Source organism: Kitasatospora sp. NPDC058063, from assembly GCF_042885395.1.
Taxonomy (GTDB): domain Bacteria; phylum Actinomycetota; class Actinomycetes; order Streptomycetales; family Streptomycetaceae; genus Kitasatospora; species Kitasatospora lactacystinica.
The window spans coordinates 153,765-171,016 of record NZ_JBHVSD010000019.1; the positions used below are offsets into that span (position 1 = coordinate 153,765).

Consider the following 17,252-nt stretch of genomic DNA (forward strand, 5'->3'; position numbering starts at 1 on the left):
GGCGTAGCCGTGTGGTTCAGAAGGCTACGCCGCTGCTCCACCCGGTCTTGGTTCGCCGTACGACAGCGGCGTGGGCGAGCTGGCAGTGTCGTACCTGCAACCCCGGTCGGGCGGAGGCGATCTCGCCCTGCGGCCACCGGTAGGTGAGGGACAGTTGGGTGTCTTCGAGGTGTTCAGCTTCCAGTACGACGACGGTGACCCACCCGTGCCAGGAGAAGGCGAAGCCGATCATGATGCCGATGCGGCGGTGGAGCGCGAGCGTTTCCTGCCGGTGTACCAGCACGGGTGTGACCACGTCGCCTCCCAGCTCGGCCACGTCGTGCTCTGGCAGCACCCTGTCCAGATGGCTGTCGAGCGACATCTGGTACTCGGGGTGGTTGGGGGCGTAGACGATGGTGAGTGACCGGGTGCCCTCCCACTCGGTGAGCAGACTGGTGAACCGCTGCGTGCCCCGGTCGTCGTGGTAGCTGTCCGCGCTGGAGAAGGCGCTGGTCATGATCGGGGCCTGGCGCGGCAGGGCAGCCGGGATGCCGGTGAGCACAGCCCAGCCCGCGGGTTCGGTGATGCCGATCGACTCCAGTGGGGTCTGCCGGATCTCGATAAAGGAGGAGGGGTCGAATTCGTCGAATTCTGCGGTCACGGTGAGAGCTCCTGGGGCACTGCCTGTGTGGAAGGTCGGTACGACGACATCGGCTGCGCTGAATGACACTTGCCGACAGAACCGGGCGATCGGGATCGCCGGCGTTCAGCAGGGAAGTGAGCGTGGCGTGGTCGGGCTCTCGTCGGTAGCAGGGAACCTCCCACTCGTCGGGTGAGGACGTGAGCCTTCGACCTTGTGACGAGCTTTGAGCGCCGAAGTGGTCAGCCCGACACCCGGGTGCCCGAAGACGTCCGTGACATCGAGGACTGTCAACCTCATCGACTTGGCTCTGGCCACGTGGGAGTTGCCGACGGGGAGCTCGAACCAAACCGTCTGCCGGCCGTCTTCGTGGATCGTGACGCCATAGGAGGAGGCCAGTGCGGCGACGATGGTCAGGCCACGGCCGGACTCGTCGGGTTCAGCGCGGGTCGGGTCGGGTCGACCACGGCCGGGGTCGGTGATGGCCACCCGTAGGAGCGTGCCGTTCCTGATCTCCGCCCCAACCGCCACCGTCTGCTTCGGGATGTCGGGGGCGCAGCCGTACCGCTGGGCGTTGGACAGCAACTCGGCGAGCATCAGGTGCAGTTCCTCCTGTGCTTCTGCGGGCAGGGAGACTCCGGCTCGCACGACGCTGTCGACCACGCGTCGACGGAGAAGGCGGAACTCCTTGGAGTGGGCTTCACATGCAACTTCAACCATGGGCATGGCGGTTCCTCCGGATATCGACTGAGGCGTCGATGGTGGGGGTGGTAGCCGGGGCGGCCGTGGAGGTCGCGGGACCTTCCTGGGGCGGGACTTGAGCGTGGCCTGCCGTTGCGGGGCACCTCGGGGGGTGCTTGATGGTCAGTCAGGCCAGCGTGCCTGGGTGACGGTTATGCCTGGCCGCAGAAGCTAGTAACCATATGCTTACGACTCACTACGGTCAGTATTGCGGATCTGCGCCACGCAGCGCAAGTCAATGTGTGAAACTCGCAGATCTGCGAGTTTGAGTGCAGAGGGGTGACTCTAGACTCGGACTGCCGGTAGCGCGCACGCATCGCGGCCGGGCAGACTGGCCCCGAAATGGCGAGGAGAGGTGCGGGTGGCGATCGATCCGACGGTTCGACGTAGGCAACTGGGGTACCAGCTGCGACAGTTGCGCGACCTGAAGGGGCTGACCGCCGAGCAGGTGGCAGAGGCTGTGCCCCACTGGAGCGCGACCAAGATCAGCCGTGCGGAGAACGCGCAGGTGGCCGTCAAGGTGGACCACCTTGTCGAGCTGCTGGCGTTCTACGATGCTGAAGAGGCACTGACCAGCGCGCTGGTCGGGATGGCGAAGAACGGCAGCAGACGTGGTTGGTGGCAGTCCTTCACTGATGAAGTCACCCCGCTGGCCGCCGACCTGTTCTCGCTGGAAGCGGACGCGTCGACGATCCAGACCTATGAGAACAACCTCATCCCTGGGCTCCTCCAGACCCACGACTACGCCAGGGAGATCATCAGCGGTCTCCAAGCGCAACCGGAGGTGAACGTGGATGCGAGAGTCGACAGCCGGATGAACCGGCAAGCCATCCTGACGCGCAAGAACAATCCAGTGAAGTTCTGGGCGGTGATCCACGAGGCAGCCATCTGCAGCGGCGTTGGCGGCCCGGCGGTGATGGTTCCCCAGCTCGACCGTCTACTGGAACGATCGCGTCTGCTCAACGTCCACATTCAGGTGATGCCGACGGACGCCGCCACACACCCGGGCATGTGCGGGCCGTTCACCTACCTCGGGTTTCCGCAGGACCGGGCCCTCGACCTCGTCCACGTCGAGACTCTCGTTGATGCGCTCTGGGTTGAGAAGCCGGCCGACGTGGAGCTGTATCACGCGATGTTCACGCGGATCACGGTCGAAGCCATGACCGTGGAGAAGTCGCTTGAACTCATCACCAAGCAGAGAGACAGGCTTACTTCGTGAACCATTTCCCCAACGCCGCTGCCACCGGCCTGACCTTCCGAAAGTCCAGCTTCAGCGGCAACAACACCAACTGCGTGGAGTGTGCCGGTGCCCCCGGCGAGGTCGTCGTTCGCGACAGCAAGAACCCCGAAGGGCCGGCGCTGCGGTTTCCGGCCGATGCCTTCACGAGATTCGTGGCGGCTGTCGGCGCCGACCGACTGGTCTCGCTCGACTGACCGAACGATCCCGAAGCGTGCCCCGGTCCTACGTTGGTGTGCCGGGGCACGTGGTCAGACTTGGCGGTGGTCGCCACTCAAGGGGAGTTTCGCGAGCCGGCACCGCCCTGGCACGGTGTCGAGTCAGCCCAAGCGGCGGCGCGCCGGTTAACGGGCGGCGAACCACCGGCCGTCCGTACAGAGCCGGTAGCCCTTGACACATGTTCACTTCCGAACATTGGCGTCGCAGTGCCACCGCCCTCGTCGCGTTCCGCCAGCTGAATCGCAACACGCGCTCCTCCGCACACGGCCTTCGCGGGCACAAGGCACACTTTTGCCTGCCGACTGATCAACAGGGACGTCCCACAAGGAAGTCGCACGAATCCTCCTCGACTACGAGTCGTCCCAGATGACAGCCCACTATGCGCGGATCACTGATCAGACAGTGCGGCGCCGATGGGAGGAGGCGATGAAGGTCAACATCAAGGGCGAGCGCGTCGCACTGGAGAGCGATGGACCCCTCGGCCAAGTCCAGTGGCCAAGACCCGCTATGGCATCGCCATTCAGACTCTGCCCGATGGCTACTGCGGACTGCCCGTCCAGAAGACCTGCCCGCACGCGAACGCCTGTCTGACCTGCCCGGTCTTCCTCACCGGACCCGAGTTTCTTCCCGAGCTCCGTGAACAGCGCGCCCGGACCTTGACGCTGATCGACAAGGCCGCCCGATGCGGCCACACTCGCGTCGCCGAGATGAACCAGCAGGTCGCCGACAACCTCGACCACGTGATCAGCGAGTTGCAGGACGGCCAGGACAACCCGGAGGACGCCGCCCATGTTGGCTGACAACTCTCGCCTGATCGTCGCCGCAGCCCGACGGCGATCCGCGGCGACCCGCCGACGCGCGACCTCGGCCCTGCGGCGGATGGACGCCACCGGCTCGGCGATCACTTTCGAGGCCGTCGCCCGCGAAGCGGGCGTCTCCCGGTCCTGGCTCTACAACCAGCCGGATCTGCGAGCCCGGCACCGTCCCGTCCCTGCTGCCCGCCCGGTCGCCGATCGGCAGCGGGCCTCCGAAGCATCCCTGCTACGGCGTCCGGAGGCCGCCACCGAGCGCAACCGGCAGCTGGAGGCCGAGAACCGCGACCTCAGGCAGGCTCTGGCCCTGACGTTGGGCGAACGCCGCACGGCCGACGCGGCAGCTGCCGCAGTCCAGGGAGCCACCTCCGGTGAGCCTTCGGCAGGCGGCGGGGCGCCGGAAAGGTGGAAGTGGATGGTGCCGTCCTGGACCTCCGGCCTGTTTAAGTTCCCGCCGTCCACAGGGTTTCGGGTCCCTGTGTCCCCCACAGCGGTAGTCAAAACACGGCCATCCAGCGGCATGTGCAGCAAGGCGACGGCGCCCCTCTGGGAGCGAGTACGGACGCGGCTTTAGCTGTGTGATGCTTGCGGGGTGTGCTGTCCGAGTGGGTCGTCTCCAAGCGAGCCGGGGTCGAATGGGGAGCCGTCGAGTACCTCACGGGCGGCAGCGAGGGCATCCTCTAGTTGGCCGCGGACGTGCTCGGGCAGGAAAGCGGAGCCCAGTGCGCAGGCGGCGAGAGCGTGTTCGAGCTCGGCGGTTCCGCCGGGTTCGAGACGGTTGAAAACGTCCCGGTGTCCGAGGAGGTCGCGTAGCTCGTAGCCGTCGCCCGTTTCACCCGTTCGGTTGGCCAGCTGCTTGATCAAGTTTTGGGCGGCGGGCGTGTCGGGGCCGGCGGCGTCGATCGTGGTCAGGGCGAGGCGGGTGGTGAACACTGCCAGGCCCTCGGCCGGTTGGAGGGCGAGGCAGTGGTCGATCGCAGTCTCGGCGGCGTGCTGGTTGCCGGGGCGGCACAGTGCGGTGAGGACGGCGGTGACGGCGTCCTCCCAGGGCGCACCGGGCTCGGTGGCGGCCAGCAGGGCGAGTGCGCCGGGGAGGTCGCCGATGGTGGCGCGGGCGAGGACGGCGACTTGGCGGCCGTCGAGGATGCGTTGGCCGATGCCGCGGTGTACTTCGATGTGGCGCAGGGCGTCCGTCCAGCGGCCGGCGGTGGTGAGGGCGCGGGTGCCGTCGGCGATGACGACGCGCCACAGCCACTGGCAGACTTCGTGGCGCTGCTCGTCGGTGTCGGTGAGGTGGGCGGGGATAGTGATGTCGTCGAGGGTGGTCTCGGTGGCGGTGGTGACGGAGTGGTAGAGGTCGAGGAGGAGTCGGTGGCCGCGCTGGTGGTGGCCGGCGCGGATGTGGAGACGGGCGAGGTTGACGACGGGTTCGAGGCCGCGGATGGTGCTCATCGCGGGGAGCGGGCCGCAGGTGAGGTAGAGAGCGGCGTGGCGGTGGCAGAGCTCGCGGGCGTAGTCGGGCAGGGCGAGGTCGGAGGCGAGGAGGGCTGCTTGGTTGAAGACGGTGGAGGCGAGGCCCGGATCTGCTTGCTGGGAGGCCGTGTCGGCCAGCTCGGTGAGCCGGCCGATACGGGCGTCGAGGGGCAGGCACGCGGGCCGGTGGCGGGCGACCAGCGGGAAGCGCCGGGCGACGGGACCGGTCGGGTGCATGCGGCTACTCCCAGATGACGGTGATCGGGTGGTGGGGGCGGTCCAGGACGAAGCGGCCGGCGTTCGGGTCCGCGGTGGCGGGGGTGTCGGGGAGTTCGAAGCGCGGCTTCCGGCTGCGGAAGCCCGTGTTCCAGGTGCGGATCTCCTCGGCGACGAGGTCGGCGAGGGTGGCGCCGGCCGGGCCGTGGCCGATCACGCCGGTCTCGTAGGTCTTGCGGCCGTCGGCGTCGGGCTCGCCGGGGCGCAGGGTGAGATAGGCGAGGGAGTCGCCGTGGACGGTGGCCATGGCGCCCCAGCCGAACATGGGGGTGATGCCGCGTTCGCGGGCGTTGCCGGTGACGCTCATCCGCATCAGGGAGTTCTGGAGGCGCAGGGCGAGGTAGAGGTCCTGGTACTCGTAGGTGGTGCCAGCCGGGATGGTGACGCCGGTCCAGACGTCGTGGCGCTCGGTGTCGAGGACGCCGAGCAGCAGGTCGGCGTCGACCACGTCGGCCTGGTCCTTGTGGACCTGGAGGGTGACGTCGCCCTGGTGGGTGAGGGCGACGGTGCGGCGGGCGTCGTCCAAGCTGCCACGCAGCGGCATGAAGACGGCGAGCTGGTCGTCGACCGACACCCAGCCGCTCTCGCCGCGCTCGAAGGCGATGACCCGGCTGGCGGTGCCGCGCAGGCGCAGCGGCAGGACGACCCGTCCGCTGGGCTTGACCTGCTGGAGCCAGGCGGTGGGCATCTCGCTGGTGCTCACGGTGGCGATGATGCGGTCGAACGGGGCGGCGTCGGGGTGGCCGAGGGCGCCGTCGCCGAGGACCACGTCGACGTTGGTGATCCCGGCGTCGGCGAGGTGCTTGCGGGCGCCGTCGACGAGGTCGTCGTCCACGTCCACGGCGACCACGTGCCCGTCGGGGCCGACGATGCTGGCCAGATAGGCCGCGTTGACGCCGGTCCCCGCCCCGGCCTCGAAGACGCGCTCGCCGGGTCGGGCGGCGAGCTGCTCCAGCATCAGGGCGACGATGGCGGGCTGGGAGGCGGCGCTGATCTGGGTGCCGGACCCGTCGGTCTTGGTGTAGGTGGGGTTGTCCGCGTAGGCGGTCTCCAACGGGAAGCCGGGCAGGAAGTGCTCGCGGGTGACAGTGCGGAAGGCGGTCTCGACCGCGGCGGTGCGGATGGCGCCCTGAGCGAGCAGGCGGTCGGTGAGGGCGTCGCGCAGCTCCTCGGCAGTCGGGGTGGCGGAAGCGGTGTCGCTGCTGAGCGTAGTCATGTGGGTGACCCTAGTAGTGGTGCGGATGGTGGGTTGCGAGGGCGTGAGGCCCTCGCCGGAGTGGAAGACTGCGCCCACCGCCCTTGCGGCGGTGGCGGATTGGTGCTCGACTGGGACGCCGGCGCGGTTGGCGTGGAAGATCGCCAGATGGGCGAGGACGGCGCGCAGGCCGCGGGTCAGGCGGCCGTCGCGGGCCGCTCGGACGAGGTCCTGCCCGGTCTTCTCGAAGGCGGCGGCCCAGTCGTGCTGCCCGGCGAGTGGTTCACCGGGGCGGGTGAGCTCACGGGTGTTCACCGTCATCAGCCGGCGCATCGCGGCGGTCAGGGTGGCCACCCGTTCGGGCGCGAGGGCGGGCGGTTCGGGCCGCAGGTCGACGACCCTGCTCCAGACATCGCCTTGCTCGTACCAGTCGAGGCCGGCGGCGCGGAGCATGGCGGAGACGAGGACGACGAAGGTTTCGGTGCGCCCGAGGGCGGGCGGGCTGGGGCGGGCGGCGCGGGCCGTCAGGTGACGGCTGTCGGCGTGGAAGAGCCGGTGGGCGATCTCCATGCCCTCGGGACCGCCGAACGCCGGGGTCTCCGGTTCGTAGATCACGGGCACCCAGCCGGTGAGGAGTCCTTCCTCGGTGAGGGTGTCCAGCAGTGCGGTGACGATGGGGTCGGGGGTGTCGGCGCGGTAGCGCAGCCGCAGCCCCTGCTTGCGCATGTACCACCAGTCTTTCAGCGCACCGGAGTTCTGGGCATGGGCGAGGACGGGAGCGAGGTGGTGGACAGTGATCTGTTCGACGACGTCGGGGTCGGCGAAGGTGAGGTTGTGCTGGATCCAGCCGGTGGTCATCGAGGGGGTCCTTGGTCAGACGGTCAGGAGGCAGGCGTCCCAGGGGGTCGCCGATGCGGTGCCGGTGGCGGGTGCGAGCAGGGCGAGTGCCGTGCCGGCGGCGCCTTCCAGGAGCCCGGGCCCCATCGACGCCAGGAGGCGGTGCGCCTGTTCGGCGGGGTCGGTGAGGGGCGGGTGGGCGGTGTCGAGGAGTAGGGCGGCGGCGGAGCGCAGGCGGGCGGCGTTGCACGGGAGTGCGTCGGCGGTGGCGCGGTGGGCGATGTGGGCGAGCCCGGCGTAGCCGTGGCAGGCGGACAGGTCGGTGGTCGCGGCGAGTGCCAGCGGGTCCAGCAGGGCGATGGCGAGGGCGGTTTCGGCCTGGTGGCGCAGGTGCTGGTCGCCGAGGGCGAGGGCGGCGAGCTGCTGGGCGCGGGCGAGGCCGGCGGTGCCGTAGCACCAACTCGGCCGCTGAGGCGCCAGCGGCGTACTGGCGGTGCCGTCCAGGTGCGCGCGGGTGATCCAGTAGGGCCAGGCGTGGCCGTCGCGCCAGCATTCCAGCCAGGCGACGATCGTGCCGATCGCCTGGCGCTGGCCGTCGACCTCCACACCGTGGCGCAGGGCCAGGGCGAGCAGGGCGAGGGGGCCCGCGATGCCGTGCGCGAGGCCGTTGTTGGCGTGCCCGCCGGCGAAGCGGCCGTCCGGCGTTCCGGACGGTCCGGAGACACACCACCAGCCGGGCAGCGTCCGGCCGTCATGCTTGACGTCGTTGGTGAGGCGCACCAGGTAGGTGAGCACCGCGCGGATCGCCTCGCTGCGCGGGGCGCGGCGCAGTAGGACGGAGCCGGTGCCAGCCAGGCCGCGGATGGTGTCGAACTCCGCGAGGGCCGGGAGGTCGCCGCGGTCGATGCGGGTGAGCGCTGCTTCGCATCGGCGGATCGCGTGGGTGGCGACGGCCTGCTCGAGGTGGTCGAGGGCGTGCTGGCGGGAGCCGGTCCGTGTCCGGGCTGCGCAGCCGAGGACGTGCGTGAGAGCGGGCGCGCCGTAGTAGAGGTGGCTGCCGGGCCCGCTGGTGATCGGGGCGCCGGCCGCGACGGCCAGCCAGGCGCGGACGGGCTCCCACGGGCCCCGTCCGGCGGCGGCGCGCTCGGCGTGGAGCAGGGCGACGCCGGGGGCGCCGGTGGCCAGGGACTGGCGCCACTGCGGTCGCGAAGTCCAATGGTCCGGAGCCCTGTTGGGGTCGGCGAGCAGCTCGGCGATCCGGTCGGACAGGCAGACGGCGGGGTGCGGGGTCACAGATCACCGTCCCGGGAGAGGCGGGCGAAGGCGGCGGCGCGCGCCAGGTAGAGGACCTGGGCCTCGTCGTCGAAGTCGACCCGGTACGCGCGGCCGTGCGAGCAGTGAAGGAGCGAGCCGAGGACGTCGTCCGGTGAAACACCTTGGGTCTGTGGGCCGGAGAAGAAGGCGCGGTAGGCGTCGAGGGCTTGGTGCCGGTCGGCCCAGGCGTCCACGATCGCACCGCCGCCCGGCTCGGTACGCAGGGCTGCGAAGTTGCCGGCCGGGTCGGCCAGCCGTACGGCTTCGCGGAACACCGGCCGGGGGATGGTGGCGATGGGCATGGCAGGGACGTTGCGGATGAGCCAGCGGAGCCCGGCAGAGGGGGAGCCGGTGAAGCCGGTGGCGATGGCGACCGTGTGGGCGGCCAGCAGGGCGAGCCGTCCGGGCCGGGCGGGTTGGGAGAGGTGGGCGAGGACGGCGGCGGAGTCGGTGCGGAAGACGTGTTCGGCCGCATCCCAGGCGGGGCCTTCGCCCCAGCGGCCGGTCTCCGTGTACGAGGTGGGGTACGCGACCTCGGACAGCAGCCCGGCCTGATGGAGTTCGGCGGTCCAGGTGCTGATCACGGCAGCGGCGGGGCCGAACGCGCCCGGTTCCGGCAGCGCTATGCGCAGCCGCAGGTGCTGGCGCGGGTCGCGGAAGCGCACGAACCACCAGCGCGGGCACCCGAGGCGGGCGAGGAGATCAGGCAGGTGCCGGGTGAGGACGGTGTCCTGTCGTTCGAGGTCTCCGTACAGCGAGGCGAGCAGCACCCGCGCGATGCCCGGGGTGTCCCCATGACCGCGCCGAAGGAGCCGCGCGGTGGTCGGCTTGGGCAGCGGTGGCCAGGCCGGGGCCCGGGTGGCGGTGACCGGGACGACGATCTCGTGGGCTCGGCCGCCGGCCCAGCCCAAGTCGGCCGGAGCTGGAGTCTCGACGAGGACGGCGTACGGGGAGGAGCCCAGGTGAGAACGCAGCAGGACACGGTGGCAGCTCTCGTTCAGATCGAGCGGCAGGCCCTGGCCGGCAGCGGCCAGCAGCACCCACCGCGGCGCCCGGCGCCGCTCCAGCAGGGCGAGCAGGGCCTCGTCCCACTGAGCCCACGGTGCGCGCGGCGGCGGCAGCTCGGCGGCGGACAGCCGCCAGGTGGCCGGGGACAGGACGATGCGGCCGTGCCGCAGCCGGGGCCGGAACGGTAGGGCAGCGAGCGCGCCCCAGGAGAAGGGCGTGACCTGAGCGGACTGGGCGCGGGAGAGCTCGGTGATCAGCCGGGCCATCGGCGCCGTGTGGACGCGCAGGTTCAGGGCGTGGGTGGCGCTCGCCTCGACTCGAAGTCCGAGCGCGGGCGCGGCCAGGTACATTCGCCGTCCGTCGCAGCCGACTGCCAGGTCCTCCAGCCGAAGCACCCGGTCGTCGGTGCCGGGGCGATGCTCGGCGAGGCTGACGACCAGCTGCCCGGTCGCCGTGCTGCGGGCCACGTGCCCGGTCGCCGCATCCAGTGGCGGGCAGGACAGCTGGGCGGTGACCGCCTGCTCGTCCATGGTCGGCAGGCCGGTCAGCACGTCAGTGAAGGCCGCGCGGTGCCGCGGGTCGAGAAGGTGGAGGAAACGGCCGGTCGACACCCCGGCCGCCCGGGATACGGAGACCACCTCCAGCCAGAACTCGCCTCGGTCCAGGGCCTGCCGGCTGCGGGCGTGCAGGTGGAAGCCGATCTCCAGGTGCGGGGGCAGCCTCGGCCCGTCGGCCGGGCCGAGGTCGAGCGCTCGCAGCAGCTGCTCGTCGAGGACGACCTCGCGCTGCCCGTCGAGTGCTGCTCGCTGGGCGAGGGCGGCCAGGACCTCGTCGCGCTCGCCGAAGCGTGCGGGCTCGGCCGCCCGGGTGCCGGGGTAGCCGTCGGGCCAGCCGATCCCGCTGTCAGCCACCGTGTCGAGCAGTGGCACCAATGCGCCCCGGCCGTACCGCTCGTAGAACCGCTGGTGGTAGGAGCGCCAGGCCGCCGACCCGAACGGCAGCGCACTCAGCCGGGCGAGCAGCCCGGCCGCCTGGGCGGCTTCGTCGGCCACGGCCCCGGGCAGCACGAGGTCGACGTCCAGGCGCACGTCCACGGCCGGCACCGGCCGATCTGCCGCTTCGGCTCCGCCGGGGCCGGCCATCGCCCGCGCGATCTGTGCGCGGCCTGCCCGACTGGGCGCCTGGTTGTGCGCAGTAATCGCGTTCTCGACGGCCCGCAGGTCGGCGAGCAGCCCGGAGGCCTCCGGGACGCGATCGGCGCCTGCCTTCTCCAGCGCGGCCAGAAGATGGCCGAGCGGGTCCGGTTCGGTGGCCGGGGCGTGGAGGCTGGTGATCAGGGCTCGGTGGGCGACCAGCGCGGCCAGCGTGCCCTCGATCCGCGGGCCGGCCGCGGTGGGGAACTTGGTGGCGAGCTTGTCGGCCAACGTCCGAACCTGGATCGGGTGGCGGGCGCAGGCCACGGCGAACGCGACGGGGCGAGTGTGCCGAAGGCTCACCTCCGCCGGGCTCGTGCCGCCCCTGGGCCGGTCGAGCGGCTGGTGGGGGATGACGAGCCGGTCGCCGCGTACGTGGGCGGCGTCGTTCGCGGCCACATCCAGCCGCGCCAGCAGCGCGGGGACCTGTTCCAACTGGCCGGTCAGGCGGGCGAGCCATGCGGTCGAGGCCGCCGCTGTGGCGTGGTGGTCGCGCCCCCAGCGCAGTTCAGCGCGGGGCCCGAAGGCCGTTGCCTGGACGCCGACGAAGTGCCCGAACGGGGTCGGACGCCCACCCGCCCGAAGCAGGTAGCGGGCGGTGGACAGGGCAGCGCGCCGGACCTCCCGCGGCGCCGGGGCCTCGGCGCGGATCAACTGCGCGACCCGGTCGGCGAGAGCGGGGCTGGCGAGCGTGAGTGCCTCGGCGAGGTCCTGGTCGGTCCACAGCGCGCGCAGCCACTCGAGCTGCCCGGGCAGCAGGCTGTTGTCGCTGATGGTGAGGTCCGGCCAGGCGGGAGAAGGGAGTTCGGGGCGGGTGACCGCGCGGACGAGCGCTACCTCTGCGGCGCGGTAGGAAGCCGGCGGAGCGGAGCGACGCATGGCTGACCTCGGTGATGGGAAGCGGATGACGGTCGATGGCGGGCGGCGGTGCCGCCGGAAGGAGTGACCCTTCCGACGGCATCGCCGGGCGGATCAGTGGAAGCCGGTGGTGCAGGCGCCGCAGGTGCTGCCGCAGCCGTCGTCGGTGAGCACCTCCAGGCTGGCCGCGTCGGTGGTCTCGACGGTGCGGACGTCGAGGTCGAACTCGCCGCCGACGGGGTCGGGCGCGGTGGCCTTGGACTCGGCCGTGATCTTCTGAGCCATGGTGGCTCCTCCTTGAGGGTTTCCCTTGCGGGACCTGGAGCCGGGGCGCGGGATGCGCCCCGCGTCACCAGGAGACGGTGGGGCGGCCGTGCCGCGTGTCGGTGTTCGACTGCGCTGTGGTGGGGAGTTGGTCACCCAGGCCGGCGGGGCACGACGTGGACCACGGCACGGGGAAGCCGGCGCCGAGGCCCAGCGCGAGGTGCGGTTCGCCCAGCGCGCGCAGTATCAGCCGCTCGCCCGAGAAGGCGGTGCGGCCGTGCAGCAGGCGGTGGTTGTCCAGCACGACGCCCTGCCCGGGGGCGAGGTGCAGCCGGTGAGTGTTCCGGTCGACGGCCTGGCGCAGGGCTGGCAGGTACGCCTCGGCGTCGGGCGAGAACCGGGCGAGGGCGTCCTGCCGCATCCGCAACCGCCAGCGGCCGTGGGGCAGCTGCTGGAGGACCGGGGCGAAGAGGCCGCCCGATCCGCCGAAGTAGGCGGCCCGCTCCGCGGAGAACGCCTCGACGGCGGCCGGATGGTGCGCAGCCAGGTCGGCCAGCACGGCCTGGCCGTCCACCAGCAGGCTCTCGCCGCCCGCGTCGCCGGCCCGTGCGCACGCCAGCAGGAGCAGCCGGGGCGGGGCCGGGTGCTGCGCGCACTCGGTGTGCAGGGCCAGGGCTCCGCGTCCCAGCCCGGCGAAGCCCGGCCGTCCGTCGTGGCGGCCGGTGTCGCGGATGACGGTCAGCCCGTCCGGGTCGGCGTCCCGGTGCTGCCACAGCGAGGACATCAACCGGCCGGCCGCGAGGAGCACGTCGTCGCGCCCGCCGAGCCGGGTGAGCCGCAGAATCCCGTGCTCGCGAAGCACTGCTCCCGCGTGCTCGCGTGCTGCTCCGTCCAGCATGCGCGCGGTGAACTCCTCGCCGTTGGTGCCGTGGGTGTCAGAAGACGGCATGGTGGATCCCCCTCATGGGACCGAGTGGGTGGGAGGCGACACACTCTCCACGCCCCACCGCCCGATGGAAAGTGACAGATTGTCAAAGCTGGATCAGCGGACAGTGAGGCACTGTGTGGCCGTGCGACTGCTACCTTCGACGGGCCCGTGACAACCTGCGCGCCCCGGAAGAAGCCATGACCGGACAGACTGAACAGCCTTACGTGCCAACGACCTTCCCGATCTCCATCAAGGGCGTCGTACTCGACCCGCGGCAACGGGTGCTGCTGCTGAAGAACGAGCGCCAGGAATGGGAGCTGCCCGGCGGGAAGCTCGAGGGAACGGAGACGCCCGAACAGCGGGTGGTCACCGAGATCCACGAGGAGAGCGGCTGGACGGCGACCGCCGGCCCACTGCTCGACGTCTGGATGTACGAGCCGATCCCCGGCCGCAAGGTCTTCATCGTCACCTACGGCTGCACCGCCACCGACGCACACCAGCCCCCCGTCGTCAGCCACGAACACAAGGAAGTCGGCCTCTTCCACCGCGACGAGGTCTCCGCCCTGGTCATGCCGCAGGGCTACAAGGACTCCATCGCCCGCTGGTACGAACTGCACGACCAGGCCTGACCCATGCCCGGGATCGACCCCCACAGCGGAATCCGCTGGCACTGGACCACACCCAGAGCCCAGGACATCCTGCGCCGCCGCGCCCTGCCCGAGATCCTCCAGCTCTACCGCGAACTCCACGGCCTCCCGCAACAGGAACTCGCCGACCTCCTCGGCTACTCCACCAGCTATGTCTCCCGCATCGAAACCGGCTCGCGCACCATCACCGACATCGGCGCTCTGCGCCATATCGCCGAACGCCTCGCCCTCCCGCCACACTGCCTCGGCATCACCGACGACACCGACGCAGACCACCAACTCGTCATCCAGCTCGCCGACTCCGTGCTGCGCCTGGCCGAGATCGCCCGCCAGGCGGGCCAGGCCACCACCGCGGTCGCCGAGCTGTGGCCGTTGGTCGCCCGGCTGGAGGCCCGTACCGCGGACGGCCATGCGGACCTCGATACCCTGCACCTGCTCGCCCGGGCACGGGTCGGCCTCGGCGTCGCGCTCGGCCACGTGCTCCCGGAGGAGCGCCTTGCCACCGCGGCCCGCTGGACCGGTAAGGGACTCAGCGTGGCCCGGCGGGTGGGGGATCCGGCGCTGCACGCCCATGCTCTGCGCCACCACGGCAATGAACTGCGCAAGGCCGGCATGCACCTGCGAGCGCTGGACCGGTTGGGGCAGGCCCGCGACACCGCTCGCACCGCCACCGAATGCGCCGAGGCCGTCGTCCTGCTCGCCCGCGCCGCCGGCGCGGCTGGGAACGCCGCCGTCTTCGACGCCGCGATCGATGACGGCCGCCGGCTCCTGAACGAAGTGGCACCCACTGCGCTGTTCTCCGAGTTCACCCTCCACGAGGTCCGCCTTCGCGGTCTCATGGGCATCGGCCGGGTCGCCGACGCGGTCTTGCAACTCGACCGAGCATCGTCTGCCGGACTCGCAGCGACCCCACAGTGGAGGATCATCGCGGCGATCACCGCTGGCGAGGTGCTGCTGAGGAAGGGCGACCCGACCGGCGCGGCGCAGCAGCTCAGCGCCGCGGTCAACGGGGCGACCCTCCACCGCCTGCCACACCAGCTCCAGCGCGTTTCCCGGGCCGGCCACCGACTGCCCGAGGTTCGGGACCAGGCGGACAGTGCCCTGGAACGGCTGCGAGCCGAGATAGCAGCATGATTCCCGATCCGACAGCGGGACAGCGAGGAACACGGCGGACCCACATCCTGTGGGTTGGTGGTCAGAAGCCTGGATTGAACTGCCGAGGTAGTGGGCTGCTGCTCAGCGTGCAGAGCAGCACCCCAGATCGCTCACCAACCGGATGAGGACCAGATCGGGAGGCTTCCAGTGGCGGCCACGGCCCAGATGGGGAGGCGCTCGGCGGCGGGGGCGGTCCAGATCGGCATGCCCGGCTCAGCGGTTTGAGCGGGCGCGGAGGAGACGATCGTCACGCAGAACGTGAGGATCGCGGCGGCGGCCATGGTGCGGAAGATCATTTCTGTTCCCTGGAAGTGTGTGGAGTCCAGGTGCGTTGCCTGGCGAGGGGGTGGTCGGGTCGCGTCCGAGAGGCGGACCGCGAAGGTGGTGAGCGGCGGTCATCAGGCGGGCAGCGCGAGGAGCCGGTTGTGCAGGCGTTGCACGTCGCGGCTGCTGCCCAGATTCCGGTACTGGTCCTGGCTGGCGGAGTACCAGCTGGCGGCGACCTCGGGCAGTCCGCTGCGTTCGGCAGCCTGCCCGAGGTACTCGGTGGCGTGGGCCGACCAGTGGCGGTGGCCGAGGTGCGCGAACTCCTGCACGGCGATGTTGATGGTGCGGGCCGCGAGGTCGTGCCGGCCGGCGAGGGACTGTGCCTCTCCCAGGAAGACCTTCGCCCGGGCCACGTTCAGTGGGTCGGGCGGGGTGAGCGATTCGAGGTCGGCAAGAGCCTGCTGGAGCAGCGGGAGGGCGAGCTCGGTGTTGTCCTGGCGGGCGGCGGCGGAGCCGAGGAGGATCTCGGCAAGGCCGGCGCCGCGTCGGTCGCCGAGGTCGGCGTAGAGCTCGATCGCGCGGGTGAGCTCGGGTTCGGCGGCGGCGTACTGCCCGGACTCGTACAGGGTGGCGCCGATGCCCGCCGTGCACTGGGCGATGCCGCTGGGATCCTGGTCCTCGGTCGCGAGGGCGCGGCCCTCCTCGTAGAGCCGAAGGGCGTCCTCGTGATCTCCGGTGCGCTTGTGGGAAATGGCCAGGGTGGTGGTCATCTCGCGGAGAGCCATACGGTGGCCCCAGATCCGCGCGGAGTCCAGGCCCAACGCGTGACAGGCGACGCTCAGGTCGGTTCGCCGCAGGCGGTGGAACAACGGCCACAGGTCGTGGACCAGGACCACGGCCGCCTGGTGCTCGCCGAGCTCGCGGGCAGAGGCGAGGGCCGGCAGGACCGCGGGGGCGATGGCCTCCAGCCAGTCCATCGCGGAGCGGTCGTCGGCGATGGGGAAAGGCGAGGCGGGGTGGTGGCGGTGCTGGCGCGGCAGGACACGGTGATGTGGGGTGAGGAGCTGGACGGTGCCGTGGGCGGTGGCGATCAGGTAGTCGAGGTAGCGCTGAACCACGAGTCGTTGGGTGTCGGCCGGGTTGCGGATCAGCTCCCGGACCTCGGGGCGAATGCGGTAGACGTCGCCGCGTACGGGCCGGCAGCCGAGGTGTTCCAGCAGGTGCCGGGCCGAGAGTTCGTGCATCAGCTGCCAGGCATGGGCGCAAGGCGTAGCGGTGACGGCGGCCACGGTGAGGTGGTCGAGGTCGGGCGCTGGAACAAGCGCGGCGAGCCGGAGCAGGTGTGCTTCGGGTTCCGGCAGTGACGTGTAGGCAACGGTCATCGGGATGCTCTCCAGTTCGGGGGCCGCGGTGACGGCAGGGTGGCAGGCGAGCGGGCGTGCGGGGGCGAGGACGGCCTCGCCGGCGGTCAGACTCAGGGCCAGCGGGTTGCCCTCGCATACACGGGCGAGGGCCTCGGCGGCGGCCGGTTCCGCGCGCACCCGGTGCTCGCCGAGGATGCGGCCGAGCAGCTGGACGGCGTGGGCGGACGTGAGCGGGGCCAGGTGGTGATGGTGCGCTCCGGCGGCGGCGAGTGCCGGCATCGGCGAGCGGCTGGTGACGACGACCAGGCAGTCGGCGGTGGCGGGGACCAACGGCAGGACCTGGTCGGCGCTGGTGGCGCCCTCCAGCATCACGAGCAGCCGTCTCGTGGCCGCGATGGAGCGCCAGAGCGCCTGCAAGTCGAGATCCTGCCAGGGAAGTTGTCCCGTGCTGCCTTCGCCGAGGCCGCGCAGCAGGGACCGGGCGGTCTCTGCAGCAGGGGACGGGCTGTCGACGCCTGCGCGCAGATGGACGAGGAGCTGGCCGTCCGGATACCGCTCGGCATGGCGGTGGCCCCAGCGAGAGGCGAGGGCGCTCTTGCCGATCCCGCCCGCTCCGGTGATCACGATCACCGGAGCGGTGCCCTCGGCCCGCTCGGTGAGTAGCCCGTCCAGGGTGGCCACGTCGTGCTCGCGGTCGACGAACACCCGGGTGACCGCAGCGAGTTGCCGGGGAACAGGCCGTGGCGGCGCGGCGGGATGGAAGTGGATGTCGCCGATCCGACCCGCCTGCACGGCGTGGTGGACCTGGGCGCCGCCGATTCGGTTGGAGACGGCTGGCAAGGACC

Annotated in this window: 16 protein-coding genes; 6 read left to right on the forward strand and 10 right to left on the reverse strand. The window is 71.3% G+C overall.

Annotated elements, in window-relative coordinates; translation table 11 throughout:
- Nucleotides 1–16 precede the first annotated feature (16 nt).
- Together ACFVUY_RS29235 and ACFVUY_RS29240 are read right to left on the reverse strand one after the other, a co-directional pair.
- Nucleotides 17–640: a hypothetical protein gene (locus tag ACFVUY_RS29235; protein WP_387734878.1), complete on the reverse strand. Its 624-nt coding sequence runs from the start codon at nt 638–640 to the stop codon at nt 17–19.
- Nucleotides 641–745: 105 nt separating this feature from the next.
- Nucleotides 746–1,345: an ATP-binding protein gene (locus ACFVUY_RS29240; RefSeq protein ID WP_387734879.1), complete on the reverse strand. Its 600-nt coding sequence runs from the start codon at nt 1,343–1,345 to the stop codon at nt 746–748.
- A 376-nt stretch (nt 1,346–1,721) separates the two neighbouring features.
- Between ACFVUY_RS29240 and ACFVUY_RS29245 the strand changes: the two genes are divergently transcribed.
- The 4 genes from ACFVUY_RS29245 to ACFVUY_RS29260 all read left to right on the forward strand — a co-directional run bounded on the left by ACFVUY_RS29245 (nt 1,722) and on the right by ACFVUY_RS29260 (nt 4,202).
- Complete coding sequence (locus ACFVUY_RS29245) at nt 1,722–2,579, forward strand: helix-turn-helix domain-containing protein (protein ID WP_387734881.1); 858 nt, start codon at nt 1,722–1,724, stop codon at nt 2,577–2,579.
- Nucleotides 2,576–2,794 (forward strand): DUF397 domain-containing protein, encoded by a 219-nt coding sequence (locus tag ACFVUY_RS29250; RefSeq protein WP_387734883.1) that lies wholly within the window; start codon nt 2,576–2,578, stop codon nt 2,792–2,794. The genes ACFVUY_RS29245 and ACFVUY_RS29250 overlap by 4 nt, the downstream gene beginning before the upstream one ends.
- A gap of 513 nt (nt 2,795–3,307) precedes the next feature.
- Nucleotides 3,308–3,616, forward strand: a complete 309-nt coding sequence (locus tag ACFVUY_RS29255; RefSeq protein ID WP_387734885.1) for a hypothetical protein — start codon at nt 3,308–3,310, stop codon at nt 3,614–3,616.
- A complete protein-coding gene (locus ACFVUY_RS29260) occupies nt 3,606–4,202 on the forward strand; it encodes a DUF6262 family protein (protein WP_387734887.1) in 597 nt (198 codons plus the stop codon). Before ACFVUY_RS29255 ends, ACFVUY_RS29260 begins: the two co-directional genes overlap by 11 nt.
- Here ACFVUY_RS29260 and ACFVUY_RS29265 read toward each other — a convergent pair.
- The 6 genes from ACFVUY_RS29265 to ACFVUY_RS29290 all read right to left on the reverse strand — a co-directional run bounded on the left by ACFVUY_RS29265 (nt 4,199) and on the right by ACFVUY_RS29290 (nt 12,995).
- Nucleotides 4,199–5,338: a hypothetical protein gene (locus ACFVUY_RS29265; RefSeq protein ID WP_387734889.1), complete on the reverse strand. Its 1,140-nt coding sequence runs from the start codon at nt 5,336–5,338 to the stop codon at nt 4,199–4,201. The two genes, ACFVUY_RS29260 and ACFVUY_RS29265, sit on opposite strands and share 4 nt — an antisense overlap.
- Before the next feature lie 4 nt (nt 5,339–5,342).
- Entirely contained in the window at nt 5,343–7,430 is a 2,088-nt protein-coding gene (gene fxlM, locus ACFVUY_RS29270) for a methyltransferase, FxLD system (protein WP_387734892.1), read from the reverse strand.
- Nucleotides 7,431–7,445: 15 nt separating this feature from the next.
- Complete coding sequence (locus ACFVUY_RS29275; RefSeq protein ID WP_387734894.1) at nt 7,446–8,702, reverse strand: lanthionine synthetase C family protein; 1,257 nt, start codon at nt 8,700–8,702, stop codon at nt 7,446–7,448.
- Entirely contained in the window at nt 8,699–11,803 is a 3,105-nt protein-coding gene (locus tag ACFVUY_RS29280) for a lantibiotic dehydratase (protein WP_387734896.1), read from the reverse strand. The genes ACFVUY_RS29275 and ACFVUY_RS29280 overlap by 4 nt, the downstream gene beginning before the upstream one ends.
- A 93-nt stretch (nt 11,804–11,896) precedes the next feature.
- Nucleotides 11,897–12,067: an FxLD family lanthipeptide gene (locus tag ACFVUY_RS29285; protein ID WP_387734899.1), complete on the reverse strand. Its 171-nt coding sequence runs from the start codon at nt 12,065–12,067 to the stop codon at nt 11,897–11,899.
- A 64-nt stretch (nt 12,068–12,131) separates the two neighbouring features.
- The gene (locus ACFVUY_RS29290; protein WP_387734901.1) at nt 12,132–12,995 is read right to left on the reverse strand and encodes a TauD/TfdA family dioxygenase; all 864 of its coding nucleotides are present in this window, start codon (nt 12,993–12,995) and stop codon (nt 12,132–12,134) included.
- 176 nt (nt 12,996–13,171) lie between these two features.
- Here ACFVUY_RS29290 and ACFVUY_RS29295 point away from each other — a divergent pair, with 176 nt between their 5' ends.
- Nucleotides 13,172–13,603, forward strand: coding sequence for an NUDIX domain-containing protein (locus ACFVUY_RS29295; RefSeq protein WP_387734904.1), 432 nt, complete (start codon nt 13,172–13,174; stop codon nt 13,601–13,603).
- Nucleotides 13,604–13,606: 3 nt separating this feature from the next.
- Nucleotides 13,607–14,755 (forward strand): helix-turn-helix domain-containing protein, encoded by a 1,149-nt coding sequence (locus tag ACFVUY_RS29300; protein WP_387734906.1) that lies wholly within the window; start codon nt 13,607–13,609, stop codon nt 14,753–14,755.
- Between the two features lie 131 nt (nt 14,756–14,886).
- On the opposite strand, the gene ACFVUY_RS29305 is transcribed toward ACFVUY_RS29300, so the two are convergent.
- Both ACFVUY_RS29305 and ACFVUY_RS29310 read right to left on the reverse strand, forming a co-directional pair.
- Nucleotides 14,887–15,072 carry a hypothetical protein gene (locus ACFVUY_RS29305; RefSeq protein ID WP_387734908.1) on the reverse strand — a complete coding sequence of 62 codons (186 nt, stop codon included), beginning with the start codon at nt 15,070–15,072 and terminating at the stop codon, nt 14,887–14,889.
- Between the two features lie 102 nt (nt 15,073–15,174).
- Nucleotides 15,175–17,247, reverse strand: a complete 2,073-nt coding sequence (locus tag ACFVUY_RS29310; protein ID WP_387734910.1) for a tetratricopeptide repeat protein — start codon at nt 17,245–17,247, stop codon at nt 15,175–15,177.
- Between the last annotated feature and the right edge of the window lie 5 nt (nt 17,248–17,252).

What these genes read in the sequence shown, in the direction of transcription:
- ACFVUY_RS29240 (WP_387734879.1), bottom strand. Translation starts at nt 1,345, where the DNA reads ATGCCCATGGTTGAAGTTGCATGTGAAGCCCACTCCAAGGAGTTCCGC.
- ACFVUY_RS29260 (WP_387734887.1), top strand. Translation starts at nt 3,606, where the DNA reads ATGTTGGCTGACAACTCTCGCCTGATCGTCGCCGCAGCCCGACGGCGA.
- ACFVUY_RS29265 (WP_387734889.1), bottom strand. Translation starts at nt 5,338, where the DNA reads ATGCACCCGACCGGTCCCGTCGCCCGGCGCTTCCCGCTGGTCGCCCGC.
- fxlM (WP_387734892.1), bottom strand. Translation starts at nt 7,430, where the DNA reads ATGACCACCGGCTGGATCCAGCACAACCTCACCTTCGCCGACCCCGAC.
- ACFVUY_RS29280 (WP_387734896.1), bottom strand. Translation starts at nt 11,803, where the DNA reads ATGCGTCGCTCCGCTCCGCCGGCTTCCTACCGCGCCGCAGAGGTAGCG.
- ACFVUY_RS29285 (WP_387734899.1), bottom strand. Translation starts at nt 12,067, where the DNA reads ATGGCTCAGAAGATCACGGCCGAGTCCAAGGCCACCGCGCCCGACCCC.
- ACFVUY_RS29290 (WP_387734901.1), bottom strand. Translation starts at nt 12,995, where the DNA reads ATGCCGTCTTCTGACACCCACGGCACCAACGGCGAGGAGTTCACCGCG.
- ACFVUY_RS29295 (WP_387734904.1), top strand. Translation starts at nt 13,172, where the DNA reads ATGACCGGACAGACTGAACAGCCTTACGTGCCAACGACCTTCCCGATC.
- ACFVUY_RS29300 (WP_387734906.1), top strand. Translation starts at nt 13,607, where the DNA reads ATGCCCGGGATCGACCCCCACAGCGGAATCCGCTGGCACTGGACCACA.
- ACFVUY_RS29305 (WP_387734908.1), bottom strand. Translation starts at nt 15,072, where the DNA reads ATGATCTTCCGCACCATGGCCGCCGCCGCGATCCTCACGTTCTGCGTG.